This window comes from Actinomyces sp. oral taxon 169 (assembly GCF_013394715.1).
In the GTDB taxonomy this organism is placed as follows: Bacteria; Actinomycetota; Actinomycetes; order Actinomycetales; family Actinomycetaceae; genus Actinomyces.
This window is the reverse complement of sequence record NZ_CP058259.1, coordinates 2,752,483-2,769,560: the sequence shown is the minus strand read 5'-3', so window position 1 is coordinate 2,769,560 and position 17,078 is coordinate 2,752,483. Positions and strand designations below refer to the sequence as shown.

The 17,078-nt window shown below is 70.5% G+C and carries 12 protein-coding genes and 1 pseudogene; 5 read left to right on the top strand and 8 right to left on the bottom strand.

Annotated features, from left to right (window positions below):
• Positions 1 to 236: 236 nt before the first annotated feature.
• Together HW274_RS11575 and HW274_RS11570 are read right to left on the bottom strand one after the other, a co-directional pair.
• Positions 237 to 1,085 (bottom strand): PspA/IM30 family protein, encoded by an 849-nt coding sequence (locus HW274_RS11575; protein WP_081093096.1) that lies wholly within the window; start codon positions 1,083 to 1,085, stop codon positions 237 to 239.
• 220 nt (positions 1,086 to 1,305) lie between these two features.
• Positions 1,306 to 3,516 carry a TPM domain-containing protein gene (locus HW274_RS11570; RefSeq protein ID WP_185988850.1) on the bottom strand — a complete coding sequence of 737 codons (2,211 nt, stop codon included), beginning with the start codon at positions 3,514 to 3,516 and terminating at the stop codon, positions 1,306 to 1,308.
• A 111-nt stretch (positions 3,517 to 3,627) separates the two neighbouring features.
• On the opposite strand from HW274_RS11570, the gene HW274_RS11565 reads away from it, so the two are divergent.
• Positions 3,628 to 4,536 carry a type 1 glutamine amidotransferase gene (locus tag HW274_RS11565; RefSeq protein ID WP_185988849.1) on the top strand — a complete coding sequence of 303 codons (909 nt, stop codon included), beginning with the start codon at positions 3,628 to 3,630 and terminating at the stop codon, positions 4,534 to 4,536.
• 77 nt (positions 4,537 to 4,613) lie between these two features.
• Here the strand turns inward: HW274_RS11565 and HW274_RS11560 are convergent, their stop codons facing one another.
• Positions 4,614 to 6,308, bottom strand: a complete 1,695-nt coding sequence (locus tag HW274_RS11560) for a DNA repair helicase XPB (protein WP_185988848.1) — start codon at positions 6,306 to 6,308, stop codon at positions 4,614 to 4,616.
• A 483-nt stretch (positions 6,309 to 6,791) separates the two neighbouring features.
• Between HW274_RS11560 and HW274_RS11555 the strand changes: the two genes are divergently transcribed.
• From HW274_RS11555 to HW274_RS11545, 3 genes are all read left to right on the top strand, one after another.
• On the top strand, positions 6,792 to 7,091 hold the full coding sequence (locus HW274_RS11555; protein WP_075377911.1) for a hypothetical protein: 300 nt from the start codon (positions 6,792 to 6,794) through the stop codon (positions 7,089 to 7,091).
• An 84-nt stretch (positions 7,092 to 7,175) separates the two neighbouring features.
• A complete protein-coding gene (locus tag HW274_RS11550) occupies positions 7,176 to 9,734 on the top strand; it encodes a helicase-associated domain-containing protein (protein ID WP_260679087.1) in 2,559 nt (852 codons plus the stop codon).
• A gap of 152 nt (positions 9,735 to 9,886) precedes the next feature.
• Entirely contained in the window at positions 9,887 to 11,584 is a 1,698-nt protein-coding gene (locus tag HW274_RS11545) for a DUF3027 domain-containing protein (RefSeq protein ID WP_260679086.1), read from the top strand.
• Between the two features lie 24 nt (positions 11,585 to 11,608).
• On the opposite strand, the gene HW274_RS11540 is transcribed toward HW274_RS11545, so the two are convergent.
• Complete coding sequence (locus HW274_RS11540) at positions 11,609 to 12,445, bottom strand: uracil-DNA glycosylase (RefSeq protein WP_075253995.1); 837 nt, start codon at positions 12,443 to 12,445, stop codon at positions 11,609 to 11,611.
• 155 nt (positions 12,446 to 12,600) lie between these two features.
• Between HW274_RS11540 and HW274_RS11535 the strand changes: the two genes are divergently transcribed.
• A complete protein-coding gene (locus HW274_RS11535; protein WP_178384998.1) occupies positions 12,601 to 14,091 on the top strand; it encodes an NCS2 family permease in 1,491 nt (496 codons plus the stop codon).
• Positions 14,092 to 14,428: 337 nt separating this feature from the next.
• Here HW274_RS11535 and HW274_RS11530 read toward each other — a convergent pair whose 3' ends face one another.
• The 4 genes and pseudogenes from HW274_RS11530 to HW274_RS11515 form a co-directional block, all read right to left on the bottom strand.
• Positions 14,429 to 15,070, bottom strand: a complete 642-nt coding sequence (locus tag HW274_RS11530; protein ID WP_075253994.1) for a hypothetical protein — start codon at positions 15,068 to 15,070, stop codon at positions 14,429 to 14,431.
• A 41-nt stretch (positions 15,071 to 15,111) separates the two neighbouring features.
• Positions 15,112 to 15,477, bottom strand: a pseudogene (locus tag HW274_RS11525) (Tox-REase-5 domain-containing protein); the annotation flags it as partial.
• Positions 15,478 to 15,718: 241 nt separating this feature from the next.
• The gene (locus HW274_RS11520; RefSeq protein WP_075253993.1) at positions 15,719 to 16,348 is read right to left on the bottom strand and encodes a hypothetical protein; all 630 of its coding nucleotides are present in this window, start codon (positions 16,346 to 16,348) and stop codon (positions 15,719 to 15,721) included.
• A 41-nt stretch (positions 16,349 to 16,389) separates the two neighbouring features.
• On the bottom strand, positions 16,390 to 16,740 hold the full coding sequence (locus tag HW274_RS11515; RefSeq protein WP_256692461.1) for a Tox-REase-5 domain-containing protein: 351 nt from the start codon (positions 16,738 to 16,740) through the stop codon (positions 16,390 to 16,392).
• Positions 16,741 to 17,078: the final 338 nt, after the last annotated feature.

The following is a 17,078-nucleotide window of genomic DNA, read 5'->3' as shown; positions in this document are numbered from 1 at the left end:
CGTCGGGTGCGGAAGTCCTGTCCCCGCAGGCGTGAGATGTCCCCGGCCGGAGTGGAGTGTCCTCGACCGGGGCCCGTGTCGGCCCGGGGCGGCCCGGGTCGGCCTGTGTCGGCGGGCGTCGGCCGACGTCGAGGCGCACGAAGCCGCCCGGTACTCATCGGGATGATGAGTACCGGGCGGTCTACGGGGCTGAAGCGCCTAGGTAATGCGGCGAGGTCAGCTCAGTTCAGCTCAACTCAGTAGGAGGACGTCTCCTCGCCGGCCGGCTGACCCTGGTTCTTCAGGGCCGCGAAGGCGGCGTTGATCGCGTCGTCGTCACCGTCGGTGATCTGGGCGGGGGCCTGCTGCTGGGCGCCCGGAAGGGCCGGGTTCTGCCCGGACTTCAGGGCCGCCAGCCGGGCCTCGGCCTCCAGGCTGGCCCCGGAGGCCTCGAGCTCGGCGAACTGGGACTCCAGGGAGGAGCCGGCCAGCTCCATCTGCCCGGCGGCCTGGGCCTCAACCCGACGCACCTGGTCCTCGTAGCGAGACAGCTCGCTGGTGGGGTCCAGGACGTTGATGGAGCGGATGGCGCCCTGCACCTTGACCTGGGCCTCGGCGGTCTTCTGGCGGGCGATGAGCTGGTCGCGCTTGGAGCGCAGCTCGCCGAGCTTGACCTCCATCTGCTGCAGGCCGGTCTTGAGCTGCTCGACGACCTGACGCTGGGAGGCGATCATCGGCTCGGCGGCCTTGGCCTCGTTCTCCGCCGTGATCTGCTTGGTCAGCGCGATCTTGGCCAGCGAGTCCCACTTGTCCGCGCCGGCCGTGTCACCACCGGAGCGCAGCTGGTCGGCCTTGCGGGAGGCGGCCAGGGCCTTGTTGCCCCAGTCCTTGGCCTCGGCGACGTCGGCGTCGTGGTCCTTCTCCGCCAGGCGCAGGTTGCCGATCGTCTGGGCGACGGCGTCACGGGCCTCGGCGATGGACGCCGTGTAGTCCCGCACCAGCTGGTTGAGCATCTTCTCCGGATCCTCGGCGCGGTCCAGGAGCGCGTTGATGTTGGCGCGGGTGAGCTGGGCGATGCGCCCCAGAATCGACTGCTTCTCAGCCATGGTTGTTCGTCCTTCCGTCGAGCTGCGACGTCGGTGTGGGCAGATTGTGGGCAAGTATGGACCCGGCGCCCGCCGGGCGGTCGCCAGGTGGTGGCCGGTGGGCCAGGCGAATCAGGCGTCATGATCGCAGGTCCCGGCCCTCGGCGTCATGCGGGCGAGGACCGCATCGCTCAGGGCATGACTGGTGGGCGAGTGGGGCGGGCCGTGGGGAGGGCGCGGCTCAGAAGTCGCCGCCCCCGTCGAAGAAGTCGCCGACCCCGTCGAAGAAGTCGCCGACCCCGTCGAGGAAGTCGCCTCCTCCGCTGAAGAAGCCACCGCCCCTGTCATTGTCGTGGTGGTGGGAGCTCCAGCCGCCGTAGTTGTGGCCGCCGCCCAGCAGCAGGCCGCCCAGCAGGAGCGAGCCCAGGTCGAGCCCGCCGCCCGAGCGGCCGTAATCGCGGGAGTAGGAGTAGCTCTCACCAGAGCGCGGGCTCCATGAGCTCGACGACCCGCGCACGTCGGCCTCGGCCAGGGCCTGGGCCTGGGCCACGAGCGGCTCGGCCGCCGCGACCTCCGCCAGGGCGGCCACCGGGTCGGTGGTCTGGACGGTGGTGGCGGCCGTGGCATGACGGGCGGCCTCACTGAGCGCGGTGCGTGCCGAGGGGCCCACCGCTCCGCGATAGGTGGTGATGTAGGAGGTCACGGACTCCACCTGGGAGTTGAGGCGGGCCAGGCGCGAGCCCAGGGAGGCCCGGGCGCGCGAGTCGTTCTCCTCGCGCTCGCGGGCCGGGGCCAGGGCGGCGTCGATGGCGGCCTCTGCCCGGGCCAGGTGGTCCAGGGCGGCCAGTGGGTCGCCGCTCGGGTTGGCGCCGCTGGCCTGATGACCCTCGGCGACGGCGGCCTCGGCGTCGGCCACGAGCGGGGCCAGGGTCGCCGCCGGCACCGCGCCCTCCAGGCGCTTGGCGTCCACCAGGTCCGAGGAGATCGAGGCGATGGCCGCCTCCAGGTCCTTGGCCGCGCTCTGGAGGCGCTCGCGGGCCCCGGTGACCTGTGCGGCCAACTGGCCGGCCTGGGCGATGGAGCCCTGGGCGATGCGGACCTGCTCGACCGCCGTCGCCTCCTGGGAGGCCTCGACGCTGGCGCGGGCCTGGTCCAGGGCGGTGCGCCCGGCGGCCAGCAGGCGGCGGGCCTGCTCGGGGGCCTGGGCCACACTGGTCAGGGAGGAGGCGGGGTAGGCGGCGCTGAGCGTCACCAGGATCGTCTCGGCCATGACGATGGCCTGCTCGGTCTCGTCGGCGCGCTGGGCGGTCTCGGCGATCGACGTCGGCAGGTTCGCCTCGATGCCGCGCCGCTTGTTGAAGGCCTCCTCCTGTGCGCGGATCTCACCGACCGCCTCCGAGCAGTGCTGGAGGATCTCGGTGTACATCTGGCGCTGCTGCGGCTCGGTCTCAGGGATGTCGTCGTCGAGGATCTTGCGCAGCTCGAAGCACCGCGATAGGTGCTTGCGGGCGCTGTCCAGGGCGGCGGTGAAGGCGTCCGTGGCGGACAGGCCGAACTGCGCCTGCGCGTAGGACAGCTCCTCGGCGGCGGCGCGCACCGTGTCATCGGCCTGGACCAGGGCGCTGCCGGCCTGCGTGCGCAGCTGCTCCACCGTCATCGCGGCGGGCCCTGATGCCTGGGCCGCCGGTGTGCCGCCCGAGGCGGCCTGCTTCTTGCGCTTGCCGAACAGCATGTCGTCGTTCTCCTTGTTCTTCCTGCGCTTGTACACCGTCCAGGCGGCCGCCCCACCGGCCGCCACCGCGCCCCCGCCCAGCAGGAGCGGAAGCGCCGAGGAGCCCGAGTCACCCGAGCTGCCCGAGCCCGATGAGCCGGACATGTTGTCCGGGATGGCGGCCACGGCGTCGTCGTAGTTGCCCGCGCTGAGCTGCTTCTTGATGGCCGAGTCGATCCGCTTGTAGTCGGACTCGGAGAACTTCGAGGAGTTGCTGTGCGCCTGCAGCTTGTAGCTCTTCGAGGCCGAGCCGTCGGAGGGGATGTTGATGACCAGGAGCATGTCGTCGCGTCCCAGCTTCGTGTCCTTGAAGGTCTGCGCGGCGATGGCGGAGGCCTTCTGGCTGGAGTCGGAGACGGTCAGCACCCACAGGCCCACGCCGTACTTGGAGGACATGGTGTCCACGGCCTGCTGGGCCTTGGAGGCATCCAGGATCCCGAGCTCATCGGTGACGTGCTCGGTCAGGGTGGTCGACGCCGCCGGGAGGGCCCGGGGCACGCCCACCGAGGCGGCCGAGGTCTGCGCGGAGGAGGCCAGGGCCAGGGGTGCGGAGCCGGGCGTCGTCGGCGCCGCCGTGGCGCTTGCCGAGAGCCCCAGCAGCCCCAGGGCGGCCGCCGTCGCGACGCCGGAAAGGGCCATCTGGTGCCAAGGACGGGGGAGTGGGGGCTGCTGGTTCTTCATCCGGGACATCGTCCCCGCCGGGTGAGGGTGTGAGCAAGTCGTTTCGCCTCAGGCGGCACGCCTGCGCCTGTCACCGCGCGCAGGCAACCGAACCGGCGGCAGAATGTGCCCATGACTGACACGCTCACGATCACCGTCATCGAGCCCGAGGAGCTCGCGCCCGTGGGGCGCCTGGGCGAGTGGCTCTTCGCGGAGGGCGCCGCGCTGCGCATGGTGCGTCCCTGGCGGGGCGAGCCCATCCCTTCCTTGGACGAGATCGGCGACGGCCTGGTCGTGCTGGGCGGCTCCATGAGTGCCCACGACGAGGGCGAGCACCCCTGGCTGGAGGACCTGCGTGAGCTGCTGCGCGGCGTCGTCGCCGACGACGTCCCCGCCATCGCCATCTGCCTGGGTGCCCAGGTGGCCGCCGAGGCCCTCGGGGGCTCCACGGCCGTGCCGGCGCTGGGTAACGACGAGGTCGGCGTCGTCGAGCTGACCATCACGGCCGCCGGCGAGAGCGACCCGGTCTTCGGGGCCGTCGCCGCCGAGGCCATCCGCGCCGCCCACCGCGCCGGAATCCCCACCTCCGACGGCACCCGCCTGCCCGTCATCGTCTCCCATCACGACGCCGTCACCCACCTGCCCGAGGCCGCCACCCTGCTGGCCTCCTCCGACCGCTCCCCGGTTCACACCTGGCGGGCCGGGCGACTCCTGGCCTTCCAGCACCACCCCGAGTCCGACCCGGCGCGCGTGGCCTACTGGCGCACCCGCGACGCCCTCAACGACCTGGCCGGAAGCATGGACGCGGCCTCCCTCCAGGCTGCCCGCGACGCCCTGGAGGTGGCCGCCGGTCGGAGCGCCGCGCCGGGCGCCGCCGGAACCCACGGGGCCACGGCCGCCGACCTGCCCGAGGCGGCCGCCAGCGCCGGGGCCGCTGCCCGTGAGCAGGCCGAGAGGGTCGACCCCGCCATCCAGGCCTTCGGCCGCAGCCTGGCCCGCGTCCTCGTGCGCAACGTGCGCGCCCGCCGTCTGGCGCGCTGACCGGGCTGCCGGCCCTCGCTGGTCCAGCCGGCCCGGCCGGTTCGTCCGGCTGAGCCTCGTTCGCCGTCGGGCCGGGCTCAGCTGTTCGCGGTGAGGTCCTCGGCGTCGAGGATGGCGTAGGCGTAGCCCTGCTCGGCCAGGAAGCGCTGCCGGTGGGCGGCGTACTCCTGGTCGGCGGTGTCGCGGGCGACGACCGTGTAGAAGTGGGCCTGGCGACCGTCCTCCTTGGGGCGCACGATCCGCCCGAGCCGCTGGGCCTCCTCCTGGCGTGAGCCGAAGGAGCCCGAGACCTGGATCGCCACGCTCGCCCCGGGCAGGTCGATGGAGAAGTTCGCGACCTTGGAGACCACGAGCGTGCGGATCTCTCCGCAGCGGAAGGCGTCGTAGAGGCGCTGGCGCTCGCGCACCGTCGTCGCCCCGGTGATGACGGGGGCGTCCAGGTGCTCGGCGATCTCGGTGAGCTGGTCCACGTACTGGCCGATGACCAGGGCCGACTCGCCCTCGTGGCGGGCCAGGAGGGCCTCGATGATCGGCAGCTTGCGCGGTGAGCAGGCGGCCAGGCGGTAGCGCTCCTCGGGCTCGGCGGTCGCATAGGCCATGCGCTCACCGGCGTCGAGGGTCAGGCGCACCTCGGTGCAGATCGCCGGGGCGATCCAACCCTGGTTCTCCAGATCCTTCCAAGGGGCGTCGTAGCGCTTGGGGCCGATGAGGCTGAAGACCTCGTCCTCGCGGCCGTCCTCGCGCACGAGGGTCGCCGTCAGGCCCAGGCGGCGGCGCGCCTGCAGGTCCGCGGTCATGCGGAAGATCGGGGCTGGCAGGAGATGGACCTCGTCATAGACGATGAGCCCCCAGTCATGGGAGTCCAGCAGGTCCAGGTGCGGGTAGACGCCCTTGCGGCGAGTGGTGAGCACCTGGTAAGTGGCGATCGTGACGGGGCGGACCTCCTTGCGCGAGCCGGAGTACTCGCCGATCTCCTCCTCGGTCAGGGTGGTGAAGCGGATGAGCTCCTCCTTCCACTGACGCGCCGAGACCGCGTTGGTGACCAGGATGAGCGTCGTCGTCGAGCTCTTGGCCATGGAGGCCGCGCCCACGAGGGTCTTGCCGGCCCCGCACGGTAGGACGACCACACCCGAGCCTCCCGCCCAGAAGCTCTCCACCGCCTCGCACTGGTAGGGGCGCAGCTGGAAGGTGTCGGGGGAGTCGGTCAGGGTGATGGGGTGGGCCTCGCCGTCGACGTAGCCGGCCAGGTCCTCGGCCGGCCAGCCCAGCTTGATGAGCACCTGCTTGAGGTGACCGCGCTCGGAGGGGTGGACGACGACGTCGGCCTCCCCGAGCCGGGTCCCCAGCAGGCCCTTGGTGCGCTTGGAGCGCATGACCTCCTCCAGGACCGGCACGTCGGTGGCGTGCAGGACCAGGCCGTGGGCGGGGTCGGTGAGGAGCTGGAGGCGGCCGTAGCGGCTCATCGTCTCGGCGATCTCGGTGAGCAGGGCGTGCGGCACCGGGAAACGCGAGTAGGTGATGAGGGTGTGGACGACCGTCTCCGCGTCCAGGCCCGCGGCGCGCGCGTTCCACAGGGCCAGCGGCGTGATCCGGTAGGTGTGGATGTGCTCGGGGGCGCGCTCCAGCTCGGCGAAGGCGGCGATGGCGCGGCGGGCCTGCCCGGCCTGGGGGTGGGCGACCTCCAGGAGGACGGACTTGTCAGACTGGACGATGAGCGGGCCGTCGGGGGCCGACGGCGCCGGGGACGCAGGATCGCTGGGCGTAGCGGACATGGGCGGGAGTATCCCAAGCCGGGGCAGCGCGCCGCCGTGACGGAGGAGACGTTCCTCTTCCAGCGGGAGGGGCGGTCCTGCAGGCATCGTGCCCGGGTGCGCGTGGCTGACAGTGCTACCGACAGTGACGTCACGTCAACATTCAGCTCATCCGCGCGTGCCGGATGGCCCGGATCCTGAGCTGCCGCGGTGGCGTGCGAGCCGTGGGGTGCGGGCCCGAGCCCCGGACGCGGGTCGGGAGGCGCGACAAGGGACCAGGAAGGGGGACATCTGCGGGGTCGTGTCCAAATCGGTGACAAAGGCGCGAGACGGACTTCAGCCTGCGAAAGAAAACCGCATGATTCTGCGGTTCGTGTTGCTGGCCTCAGGGGTGGTGCGGTCCCTTTGTATCCGATGTGGACATCGATGCCCTCCCCGAGGCCCGGCCGAGTCTCCTTCCATAGGATGAGGTATCCAATCAGGTGGTCTGTTTAGGGTGGTGGTATGAAACATGAACTCAATCAGACTGGAGGCGACCACGAGGACTCCTGCGCCGGTCAGCGCGGTCGCAGGGCTGGCTGGTCGGAGGTGATCGAGGAGGCCTTCAAGGCGGATCAGGGGCCGGCGACGCCGTGGTTCTGGCCCATGGTCTACGGCACCATGCTGGGAGTCGCGATGGGGGTGGCGGCACCCGGCCCCTGGTTCTTGTGGCTTCCGGTGGGGTGGGCGATGGGCCTGGCCCTCGGAACCGCCTTCAAGACGAGGGAGGACTCGGAGTCTTCCGAGGGGACGGAGGACGAGTAGCCGGCACTGACGATCGGCGCTGGTCCCGTTCTCAGGCCCGCCCGGCTCTGTCCGTGACTGGGGCGGGGGCGTATTTTGGTGCGGATGAGCCCTTCCGCCTCCACCCAGGACCTCGCCGTGCACCTGACGGCGCTGCCGGACCGCGAGGTCGCCGCCCTGTTGGTGGCGCGCCCGGACCTGGCCGCGCCGCCGTCCTCCTCCTTCCTGGCGCTGGCGACCCGCGCCGGGGCTCCCGGCAGCATCGAGCACGCCCTGGCCGGGCTGGATGCCCCGACGTTGGCCGTGGCCGAGGCGGTGGTGGCACTCAGCCGGCCCGATGAGTCGGGCCGGGCGGGCGGGGCCGGGCCGACCGAGGTTGCCGAGGTGGTCGGGAACAGGCGGGTCGGCGGTGCCGGTGGGGCCAGCGGCGAACCGGCCGGCGGCGAGCCTCTCGGCTGTCCCGCAGACCATCCGGCCACCCCGGCCACCCCGGCCGACCCGGACAGTGTTGACCTGGCTGGGCTGGTCGCCGCCCACCTCCCGCTGCCTGCTGAGCAGGTCACCGATGCGCTGGAGCACCTGGGCCGGCTGGCGCTCGTCATCGAGGGCAGGCCCGTGGCCGCGCTCGAGACCGCCTTCGGGCCACACCCCTTCGGCCTGGGGCCCTGGGCCGCTGAGTCCCTGAGCGCAGAGCAGCTGCCACCCACCCTGGAGGAGCTGAGCGAGGACACCGCCGGCGGAGGCGGCAAGCCGATTATCCCGGTGGCCTCCGTGGAGATGCTCCAGGCCCTCACCTGGGGGCCGCCCGCTGGCACCCTGCGCGCGGGCGGTACCGCACCGGGTGCGGCCCTGCTCATCGAACGCGGCTGGCTGGAGCGCAGCAGCGATGCCCACGGGCGCACCCGCTTCATCCTGCCGCGCCAGGTCGCTCTCGCCCTGCGCGGCGGCCGCCTGACCCGCGAGCCCCTGACCGCCCCCGAGGCCGGCGACCTGGAGACGGTGGGAGCCGACGTCGTCGCCTCCGAGGCCTCCTTCCACGCTGAGGAGACCGTCCGGCTTGTGGCCGCCCTCCTGGAGGAGTGGGGCCGCGAGGGTGGGACGATTCGCCGCACCGGTGGAGTGAGCGCGCGCGCTCTGGCCCGCACTGCCGATGCGCTCGACCTGGAGGCCGACGCCGCCGCCCGCATCATCGAGATCGCCGCGGCCGCCGGGCTCCTGGGGCTCGACGAGGACGGCGCCGCCTGGGTGCCCTCCTCCCAGGCCGCCGGTTGGCTCACCGACAGCCTCCCGCAGCGCTGGGCGCCGCTCGCCCTGGCCTGGTCGGGCAGCGCCCGCACCCCCTGGCTGACGGGCACCCGCGATGACGACGGGACTCTGCGCGCCGTTCTCGGCCCGGACCTGGAGGCCGGGTGGGCGGCGCGACTGCGCGCTCGGGTGCTCGCCCTCCTGGGTGATCTCCCGCCAGGCGCCAGTGCGACCCCCGCCTTCGTGCGGGCGGCCCTGACCTGGCAGAGCCCCCGGCGCCTCATTCCCGGTGGGGCCATCTCCGCGGTCCTGGCCGAGGCCGAGACCCTCGGGATCACCGGCGGTGGGGCGCTGACCGAGGCCGGCAGGATCCTCGCCCGACGTGCTGCGGCGAGCCTCGACGAGCAGGCCCCCGGACTCAGCGGTGGCCCCACCGACCCCGGAGACGCAGGCCGCGCCGAGGAGGCGGGCGGTGAGGCACACGCCGAGCCGCTGTCGGACGACCAGGCCCTCACCGCCCTGGAGGCGGCGCTCGCCGCAGACCTGCCGGCCGCCGTCGAGATGATCCTCGTCCAGTCCGACCTCACCGCCATCGTGCCGGGCCGCCCCTCCCCCGAGCTGGCCGCGCTGCTGGAACGCACGAGCGTCGTCGAGTCGCGCGGCGGAGCGCTCACGGTGCGCTTCACGCCCGAGTCGGTGCGCGGCGCGCTCGACGTCGGCTACCGGGCCGAGGAGATCACCCAGGAGATCGGCCGCTACAGTCCCACACCCCTGCCGGACTCGCTCAGTGTGCTCATCCAGGACGCTGCCCGCCACCACGGGGCGGTGCGCGTGCGGGCCGTGTCCGCGCTGCTGCGGATCGGCGACGAGGCCACGGCCGCCGGGCTCCTGGCCGAGCCGCGATTGAAGGACCTCGGCCTGGACCAGGTGGCTCCGGGGATCCTCGTGGCCACGGCCAGCGCCGGGCAGGTACTGCGCGAGCTGCGCGCCACCGGGCTGGCGCCGGTGACCGAGGACGCCAGCGGCCACCTGGTGGTCGGGCCGGCCACCGCGCAGCAGGCCCGCCGGGCCCCCGAGCCGACGCGCCCCGGCAGCGAGCACTCGGTGCGACGACGTCGGCCCGGGAGGCGCGAGCTGACGACTCTTGTAGGGCGGCTGCGTGTGGGGCAGGAGGCGTTACAGGCCGCCGGAGAGACGGCTGTGGCCACCGACCCGGTGCACGCCCTGGCGGTGCTGCGCCAGGCCCAGTCCTCGCGCTCGCGGCTGCGGCTGAGCCTGGCCGGCCCCGACGGCGCCGTGCAGGAGCGGCAGGTGCGGGTCATGGCCGTGGAGCCCGGGCGGGTGCGCCTGCGCGACGTCGTGCGTGAGACCGAGCTGACCGTGGCCGTCCACCGCATCGTCTCGGTCGAGGCGAGCTGACGGTTCTCTCACTTACCGACAAAATCTTCACAATCGACGCGTATCTGTGTCGATTGTGAAGATTCGGTCGAAGTGTGGGCGAACGGGGTGGTGTGCCCAGGCCAACCCGTGCGGGCCGGGGCAGTTCCAGGAGCCTCCCCTACACTGGCCGAGTGACCGACACGATCGACCCTCACACCGACGCCTCAGGCGAGCCCACAACCGGGACCGACTCGGGTTCACCGGCGGGCGCCGCCACCGGGGTGCGTACCTCCACGGCGACCCTGGAGCGCCCGGCCCCGGCACCGAGTGCGGCCTCGCCCTCTCCGACGCCTGCCGCCGTGCCGCGCGCCGGCGCCCTGCCGACCCCCGCTGAGCAGGCCCTGGCCGCCAAGGACAAGACCCTCACCTCCCCGGCGGCCATCGAGCTGGCCCGCCACGCGCTGGAGGAGGTCACCGACCCCATCACCGTCGGCGAGTACGTGGCCGCCGCGCCCGACGCCGAGCGCCTCGTCACCCACCTGTTCGACTGCACCCTGAGCGGCTACCGTGGCTGGCGCTGGGCGGTCACCCTCAGTCGCGTCCCGCGCAGCCGTACCGCCACCGTTTGCGAGGTGGAGCTCCTCCCCGGAGAGGAGGCCCTCCTCGCACCCGCCTGGGTCCCGTGGGCCGAGCGCCTCGAACCCGGTGACATCACCCGCTCCGACCGCCTGCCCCGCAAGGAGACCGACGAGCGCCTCGAGCCCGGGTGGGAGGCCACTGGTGAGGACGCCGACGCCGTCGCCCTGGACGAGCTCGACCTGGGCCGTCCCCGAGTCCTGAGCGCCCAGGGCGTCGCCAGTGCCGCCGAGCGCTGGTACGGCGGCGACCACGGCCCCGACGCCGAGGGTGTCCGCAAGGCCCACGCCACCTGCTCCACCTGCGGCTTCTTCGTGCCGATGGCCGGGGCCCTGCGCGCCATCTTCGGCGTGTGCGCCAACGAGTGGGCCGCCGACGACGGCAGCGTCGTCTCCCTGGACCACGGCTGCGGCGCCCACTCCGAGACCGATCTGCCCGACCAGGGTCCGGAGTGGCCCATCAACCCCTCGCGGGTCGACGACCACCTCATGGTGCCGCTGAGCACCAATGGGCTCGACCTGCGTGAGGGCCGCAGTATCGCCGAGCTCGCCGCCGAGCGGGGCGACGACGTCGACGCCGAGCCGGGTGGTGCCCGCGCCGAGGACTCGGCCGACACGGCCGGTCAGGGAGCCGGTGCGGAGTCGCCTGCTCAGGATGCCGACGCCTCGGCCGACGCTGCGAAGACCACCACTGACTCCGACGCCCAGGAGGCTCAAGCCGAGGACGGCGCCGCCGGCACGGATGCCGCCGTGCCCGCGGCCGAGGAGCAGACGGAGGAGCCCGGGACGAAGACCACCAAGAAGTCCGCCGCGTCCGAGCAGAAGCCCGCCGCGAAGCGTTCCCGCCGCGCGGCCACCTCGACGCGCCGCCGTCGCACGGCCGACTCTCCCGAGGAAGCCTCCGAGGAACGCAGCAGCCGCCTGGTGGGGCTCGACCTGGGAGAACTCGAGCGGGCGACCGCCGCGGCGTCGGCCTCCTCAGCCCCCGATGCTGCGAGCGCCGCCGAGTCTCTTGAGGCAACAGCGGATCGGCCTTCACCGGCCCCCGCCGGAGCCGAGTCCAGTGACACGCCCAGCGAGCGGGCCGCCTCGGCCCGCGCAGCCGTCGCCGATCTGTCCCTGGCCCTCGGGATCGACATGCCCCAGGACGACGCGGCCACCGACGACACTGAGGACGCCGAGTCCGACGTCCCCGCGGAGCAGTCGCCGCGGACCCTCGCCGAGCTCGAGGCCATCCTGCCCAACCGCTCCTGATTGCGTGTCAGCCGCAGCCCGTCATCATGTCTCAGCGAGGCGCTTGGCGGTCGCCAGCACGTCATCGAGCATCGCCTCGGTGAGCCGACCGGTGAACGTGTTCTGCTGGCTGGGGTGGTAGCTGCCGAGCAGTGTCACCGCCCTGCCATCGGGCGTCGTCAGCTCCGCCGTCGCCCCGTGGCCGAAGCGCGGCTGGGGGCGGGGGAGAGTCCACCCCGCCTCGCGGGTGACCCGCAGCACCGCGCCCCATCCGATCCCGCCCAGCGCCAGCAGCACCTTGACCTCGGGCATGAGGGCGATCTCGCGGGCGAGCCACGGCGCGCAGGTGGCCCGCTCGACAGTCGTCGGCTTGTTGGCCGGCGGGGCGCACCGCACGGCAGCGCCCATGCGCGCCCCGGTGAGCCGCTGCCCGTCACCTGCCGCCGTCGAGGTGGGGGACGTCGCCAGGCCCGCCCGGTGGAAGGCCGCCCACAGCCAGTCCCCGGAGCGGTCCCCGGTGAACATCCGGCCGGTGCGGTTCGCCCCATTGGCCGCGGGCGCCAGCCCGACGACGTAGATGCGGGCATCCGCCGGCCCGACACTCGCCACCGGTCGCCCCCAGTACGGTTCGTGGGCGAAGGAGGCGCGACGACCGGTCCGGGCCACCTCCTCACGCCAGGCCACGAGTCGGTCGCAGGCACGGCACACCGTGACCTGGGCATCGAGCGCGGACAGTTCCGACGATGCACCGGCCAGGCGCGCCACGTCGGCGGCCGAGCGGGCTACGGGTGTGGCGGCAGTAGCGGGGTCATCGGGCCATCCGGTCCCGGGAGGGACTGGGGAGTCGAAGAACGCTCCGGTGACGGGGTGCGGGTCAGCCATGTCCTCATTGTGAGCGTGTGGAGCGCACCGTGGGCCGGCTTCCGTCACCGGTGAGGAGTCGGCCCACTCATCGCCAGGTGGCCCCGGAGGTGCCGCCGGCGAGCCGCATCTGGGCGGAGAAGCCACTGGTGTCAGCCGGTTTCGCTCAGCGCGTGATGATCTGGAAGAATGCCGCCGTGAGCACACGTACCCCGACGAAAGCCTCATCTTCGTCCTCGCCCAGTCAGGTCTCCCGACTGGATCGGTTCTTCCAGATCACTGAACGCGGTTCGAGCGTCTCCCGAGAGATCCGTGGCGGCATCGTCACCTTCTTCTCGATGAGCTACATCCTCGTCCTCAATCCCGCGATCCTGTCCAAGGCGAGCCCCCCGGGAACCGAGGCCCAGCTCGCCGCCGGCACCGCCTTCGTCGCCGCGGTCATGACGATCCTCATGGGCGTCGTCGCCAACTACCCGATGGCCCTGGCCGCGGGCCTGGGGATCAATGCGATGGTCGCCTACACCCTCGTGGGCACCCAGGGCATGACCTACGCCGACGCCATGGGCCTCATCGTCATCGAGGGCATCATCATCCTCGTCCTGGTGCTCACCGGTTTCCGGGAGGCCGTCTTCAAGGCCGTCCCCGACCAGCTCAAGACCGCGATCTCCGTGGGCATCGGCCTGTTCATCGCGCTCATCGGCCTGGTGGACGCCAAGATGGTGCGCCGCGGCGGCACCCCCCTGGAACTGGGCCTGGGCGGCTCCCTCCAGGGCTGGCCGGTCCTCGTCTTCCTCTTCGGGCTCTTCCTCATGGTGGTGCTCCACGTGCGCAAGGTTCGCGGCGCCATCCTCATCGGCATCGCCTCGGCCACCGTCCTGGCCATCATCATCGACGCCGTCACCCACCTGGGCCCCTACAACGACGAGACGATGCCCGGTCCCGACAACCTCACCGGCTGGTCCCTGTCCGAGCCGCGCCTGGACGGCTTCCCGGTGGACCTGCCGAGCCTGTCGACGCTGGGCCACTTCAGCCTGCTGGGTAGCGTCCACAAGGTCGGGATCGTCTCGGTGATCCTCCTGGTCTTCTCCCTGCTGCTGGCCGACTTCTTCGACACGATGGGCACCATGGTCGCCATCGGTGCCGAGGGCGACCTGCTCGACGAGCACGGCAACCCGCCCAAGACGCGCGAGATCCTCGTCGTCGACTCCCTGGCCGCCATCGCCGGTGGTCTCGGGGGCGTCTCCTCCAACACCTCCTACGTGGAGTCCGCCGCGGGCGTGGGGGAGGGGGCCCGCACGGGCCTGGCCTCAGTGGTCACCGGCTGCATGTTCGCCCTGTCCATGTTCTTCGCGCCGTTGGTCAAGATGGTCCCCTACGAGGCAGCCACCCCGGCACTCGTGGTGGTCGGTTTCCTCATGATGATGCAGGTGACCGACATCGACTGGAAGTCCCCGGAGATCGCGCTGCCGGCCTTCCTGACCATCATCATGATGCCCTTCTCCTACTCGATCACCAACGGGATCGGGGCCGGCTTCGTGTCCTACCTGGTCATCGAGGTCGCTCAGGGCCGGGCACGGAAGATCCACCCGCTCATGTGGGTGGCCTGCGCGATGTTCGTCGTCTACTTCACCCTCGCGCCCATCAAGGCGATCCTCGGCGTCTCCTGACGAGGGCCGGCGGCCTCCGACGGAAGCGCCGGAGGCCGTCCCTCATTGGGTGATGACGGTGTCAGTGTCCATATCTGCAGCAAAGGCTGCGAACGGCCTCGTTCCTTCGGAGGCAAACCGCATGATTCCGCGGTTCCTGCTGGTGGGGTGGGCGGCGCTGAGTCCCCTTTGCTGCAGATATGGACACTCGGCGCCTGTGGGCGGCATTCCGCTCCTCATCACCCGCGCCTCACGCCCCCAGCCAAGGGGGCGTTTTACGTGTTTCGGAGGCCGACGAGGGGCGGAGCCGACGGTTCTGCTTGTTGACTGAAGCGGGTCGCGCGCAGCGGTTGGGTGTTCACCATTGGTTGAGGATGGTGGGGTAGGTGTCGGGGGTGCCGAAGGTGAAGATGGTGCCGTTGGCCACGGGAGTGGTTCGGGTGGCTAGCTGGGTGGCTCGTTGGTAGTGGGGTGAGTCGGAGGCGAAGAACATCTTCCAGCCTGGGACGTAGTAGAAGGGGTAGGGGCCGTCCCGGTTGAGGTTTCTGGTGGGGTGATCGCTTCGTGACAGTCCTCCGATGGTGTTGGGTGTGAAGGTGCTGGCGGTGGTGTGCATGAGGGCGTCGGCCAGGTCCTCGCTGGCGTCCAGGGCGGCCCCGAGTGCTTCTCCGATCATGAGTCCGATGCTGGCGTCTCCGGGGTTGGGCATGTTGAAGTTCAGCTCGAGCTTATTGCCCTGGTTGATCTGTCCGGAGAAGCCTGGGGTGAGGCCGAACTTGGGGTCGTCGGAGATGGCTTGTACGCCGTGGATTAAGTGGAGGAGGTAGTCCTGGGTGATGGGTGGGGACTGTTCGGCTTCCTGGGGGCTGTCGGCGGTGGGGCGCCACAGGTCCAGGGAGGGGTGCAGGGGCCTGACCTGCTGGATCCACTCCCACACCCGGCGCCCCTCCGATACCGGGTCGCCAAGCGCCCTCCAGTCAAATGCAAGACTCCATTCCATGGTCGTGGTTCCTTTCCTTGTGGTGCTGATTGACTGAGATGCTAGTTGGGTGGCGTGTAGATGAGCTCGATCTCGGCAGGAAACTTGCCCAAATCCTGCTTGTCTCTGAGGACGTCGAAGGTTTCTTTTTCGGCGATGTGCCATTGGATGGGGGTGTCGGTGCCGGTGGCTCGCACGGCTTTTACCTGGTCCTCGGCGGTCTCGATGAGTCCTTTCTTGATGCGTTTCACCTCGCCTGTGTCTGGGTCGGTTTTGTAGGTGCTTTTTGGTTCGTTCGACCAGCTGCCTTTGATGGGGTTGGCGTAGCCGGGTCCTTTGGCGTCGATGAGGGCGAAGCCGTCGTAGCCATCGAACTCGACGCCGTTGACGATGTAGGAATGCTCGATGGGGACTCTGGTGATCTGCTCCTCGTAGCGCTGGGCGCGGGCGGATCCGAGTGTGTGGTCTTAAGACCAGGTCGAGTGTGCTCCGGACAGGGGGTGATGGTCTCGGCCGGGAGCGTTAGCCCGAGCTTCTGCTCCCAGCTCAGAGACTTCCGCGTAGCCCCAAGTGCATTGAGAGTTCCTGTTGGTCAGGTTGTGGTGAGGGGTGGTTGAGGTGGCTTGTCTTGATGGTGGTGTTGTGGGTTTGGTGTGGGTGGTTGGGTGTTCACCATTGGTTGAGGATGGTGGGGTAGGTGTCGGGGGTGCCGAAGGTGAAGATGGCTCCGTTGGCCACGGGAGCGGTTCGGGTGGCTAGCTGGGTGGCTCGTTGGTAGTGGGGTGAGTCGGAGGCGAAGAACATCTTCCAGCCCGGCAGGTATCTATAGGGAGGCGGAGTTGGCGTAATTGGGATGTCTTCGCGGGTCAGGGCTCCGATGATGTTGGGGGTGAATATGCTGGCGGTGGTGTGCATGAGGGTGTCAGCGAATGCCTCGCTGGCGTCCAGGGCGGCCCCGAGCGCCTCACTGATCGCGAGTCCGATGCTGGCGTCTCCGGGGTTGGGCATGTTGAAGTACAGTTCGAGTTTGCTGCCCTGGTTGATTTGGCCGGAGAAGGCTGGGGCGACGCCGAAGCTGTCGCTTTCCCAGTCGATTTGGGTCTGGTGGATCTCTTGGAGGAGGTAGTCCTGGGTGATGGGTGGTGCCTGTTCGGCTTCCTGGGGGCTGTTGGCGGTGGGGCGCCATAGGTCCAGGGAGGGGTGCAGGGACCTGACCCGCTGAATCCACTCCCACGCCCGACGCCCCTCCGATACCGGGTCACCAAGAGCCCGCCACCTCATGCTTAGTCGCCATTCCATGGTCGTGGTTCCTTTCCTCGTGGTGCTGATTGACTGAGATGTTAGTTGGGTGGTGTGTGGATGAGCTCGATCTCGGCAGGAAACTTGCCCAAATCCTGCTTGTCTCTGAGGACGTCGAAGGTTTCTTTTTCGGCGATGTGCCATTGGATGGGGGTGTCGGTGCCGGTGGCGCGTACGGCCTTGACCTGGTCCTCGGCGGTCTCGATGAGTCCTTTCTTGATGCGTTTCACCTCGCCTGTCACTGGGTCGGTTTTGTAGGTGCTCTTTGGTTCGTTCGACCACTGTCCTTTGATGGGGTCGGCGTAGCCGGGGCCTTTGGCGTCGATGAGGGCGAAGCCGTCGAACTCGACGCCGTTGACGATGTAGGACTGCTCGATGGGGACTCTGGTGATCTGCTCCTCGTAGAGTTGGGAGCGGGCGGAGCCAAGCGTGGTGGTCTAGAGGGTTAGGTCCAAGGGGTCTCCAGCCAGGAGCTTCAGCCCCGACTTCTGCTTTCTGCCCGGCGACTCCCTCGCCGCCCGTTACCTTGTTGGTGGTCCCGGGTCGTCCGGGGCTGGGCCAGCTGCTGTGGGCATGATGTCTTGCCCCTGTCCTTAGATGATCCGGGGGGTGTTGTCACCCGCAGCAGCCGGGCACTGGTGACCGCTGATAAGGGGAACGACCCATCGAGTGTGAGGTCTTTCGTAACGTGGGTGCGGAACCGGTCGTCCACCGGCTGGCCCCACACCCA

Excerpts from the sequence above, each read along its gene's own strand:
- HW274_RS11575 (WP_081093096.1), bottom strand. The coding sequence starts at position 1,085 with ATGGCTGAGAAGCAGTCGATTCTGGGGCGCATCGCCCAGCTCACCCGC.
- HW274_RS11570 (WP_185988850.1), bottom strand. The coding sequence starts at position 3,516 with ATGAAGAACCAGCAGCCCCCACTCCCCCGTCCTTGGCACCAGATGGCC.
- HW274_RS11565 (WP_185988849.1), top strand. The coding sequence starts at position 3,628 with ATGACTGACACGCTCACGATCACCGTCATCGAGCCCGAGGAGCTCGCG.
- HW274_RS11560 (WP_185988848.1), bottom strand. The coding sequence starts at position 6,308 with ATGTCCGCTACGCCCAGCGATCCTGCGTCCCCGGCGCCGTCGGCCCCC.
- HW274_RS11555 (WP_075377911.1), top strand. The coding sequence starts at position 6,792 with ATGAAACATGAACTCAATCAGACTGGAGGCGACCACGAGGACTCCTGC.
- HW274_RS11550 (WP_260679087.1), top strand. The coding sequence starts at position 7,176 with ATGAGCCCTTCCGCCTCCACCCAGGACCTCGCCGTGCACCTGACGGCG.
- HW274_RS11540 (WP_075253995.1), bottom strand. The coding sequence starts at position 12,445 with ATGGCTGACCCGCACCCCGTCACCGGAGCGTTCTTCGACTCCCCAGTC.
- HW274_RS11535 (WP_178384998.1), top strand. The coding sequence starts at position 12,601 with ATGATCTGGAAGAATGCCGCCGTGAGCACACGTACCCCGACGAAAGCC.
- HW274_RS11530 (WP_075253994.1), bottom strand. The coding sequence starts at position 15,070 with ATGGAATGGAGTCTTGCATTTGACTGGAGGGCGCTTGGCGACCCGGTA.
- HW274_RS11520 (WP_075253993.1), bottom strand. The coding sequence starts at position 16,348 with ATGGAATGGCGACTAAGCATGAGGTGGCGGGCTCTTGGTGACCCGGTA.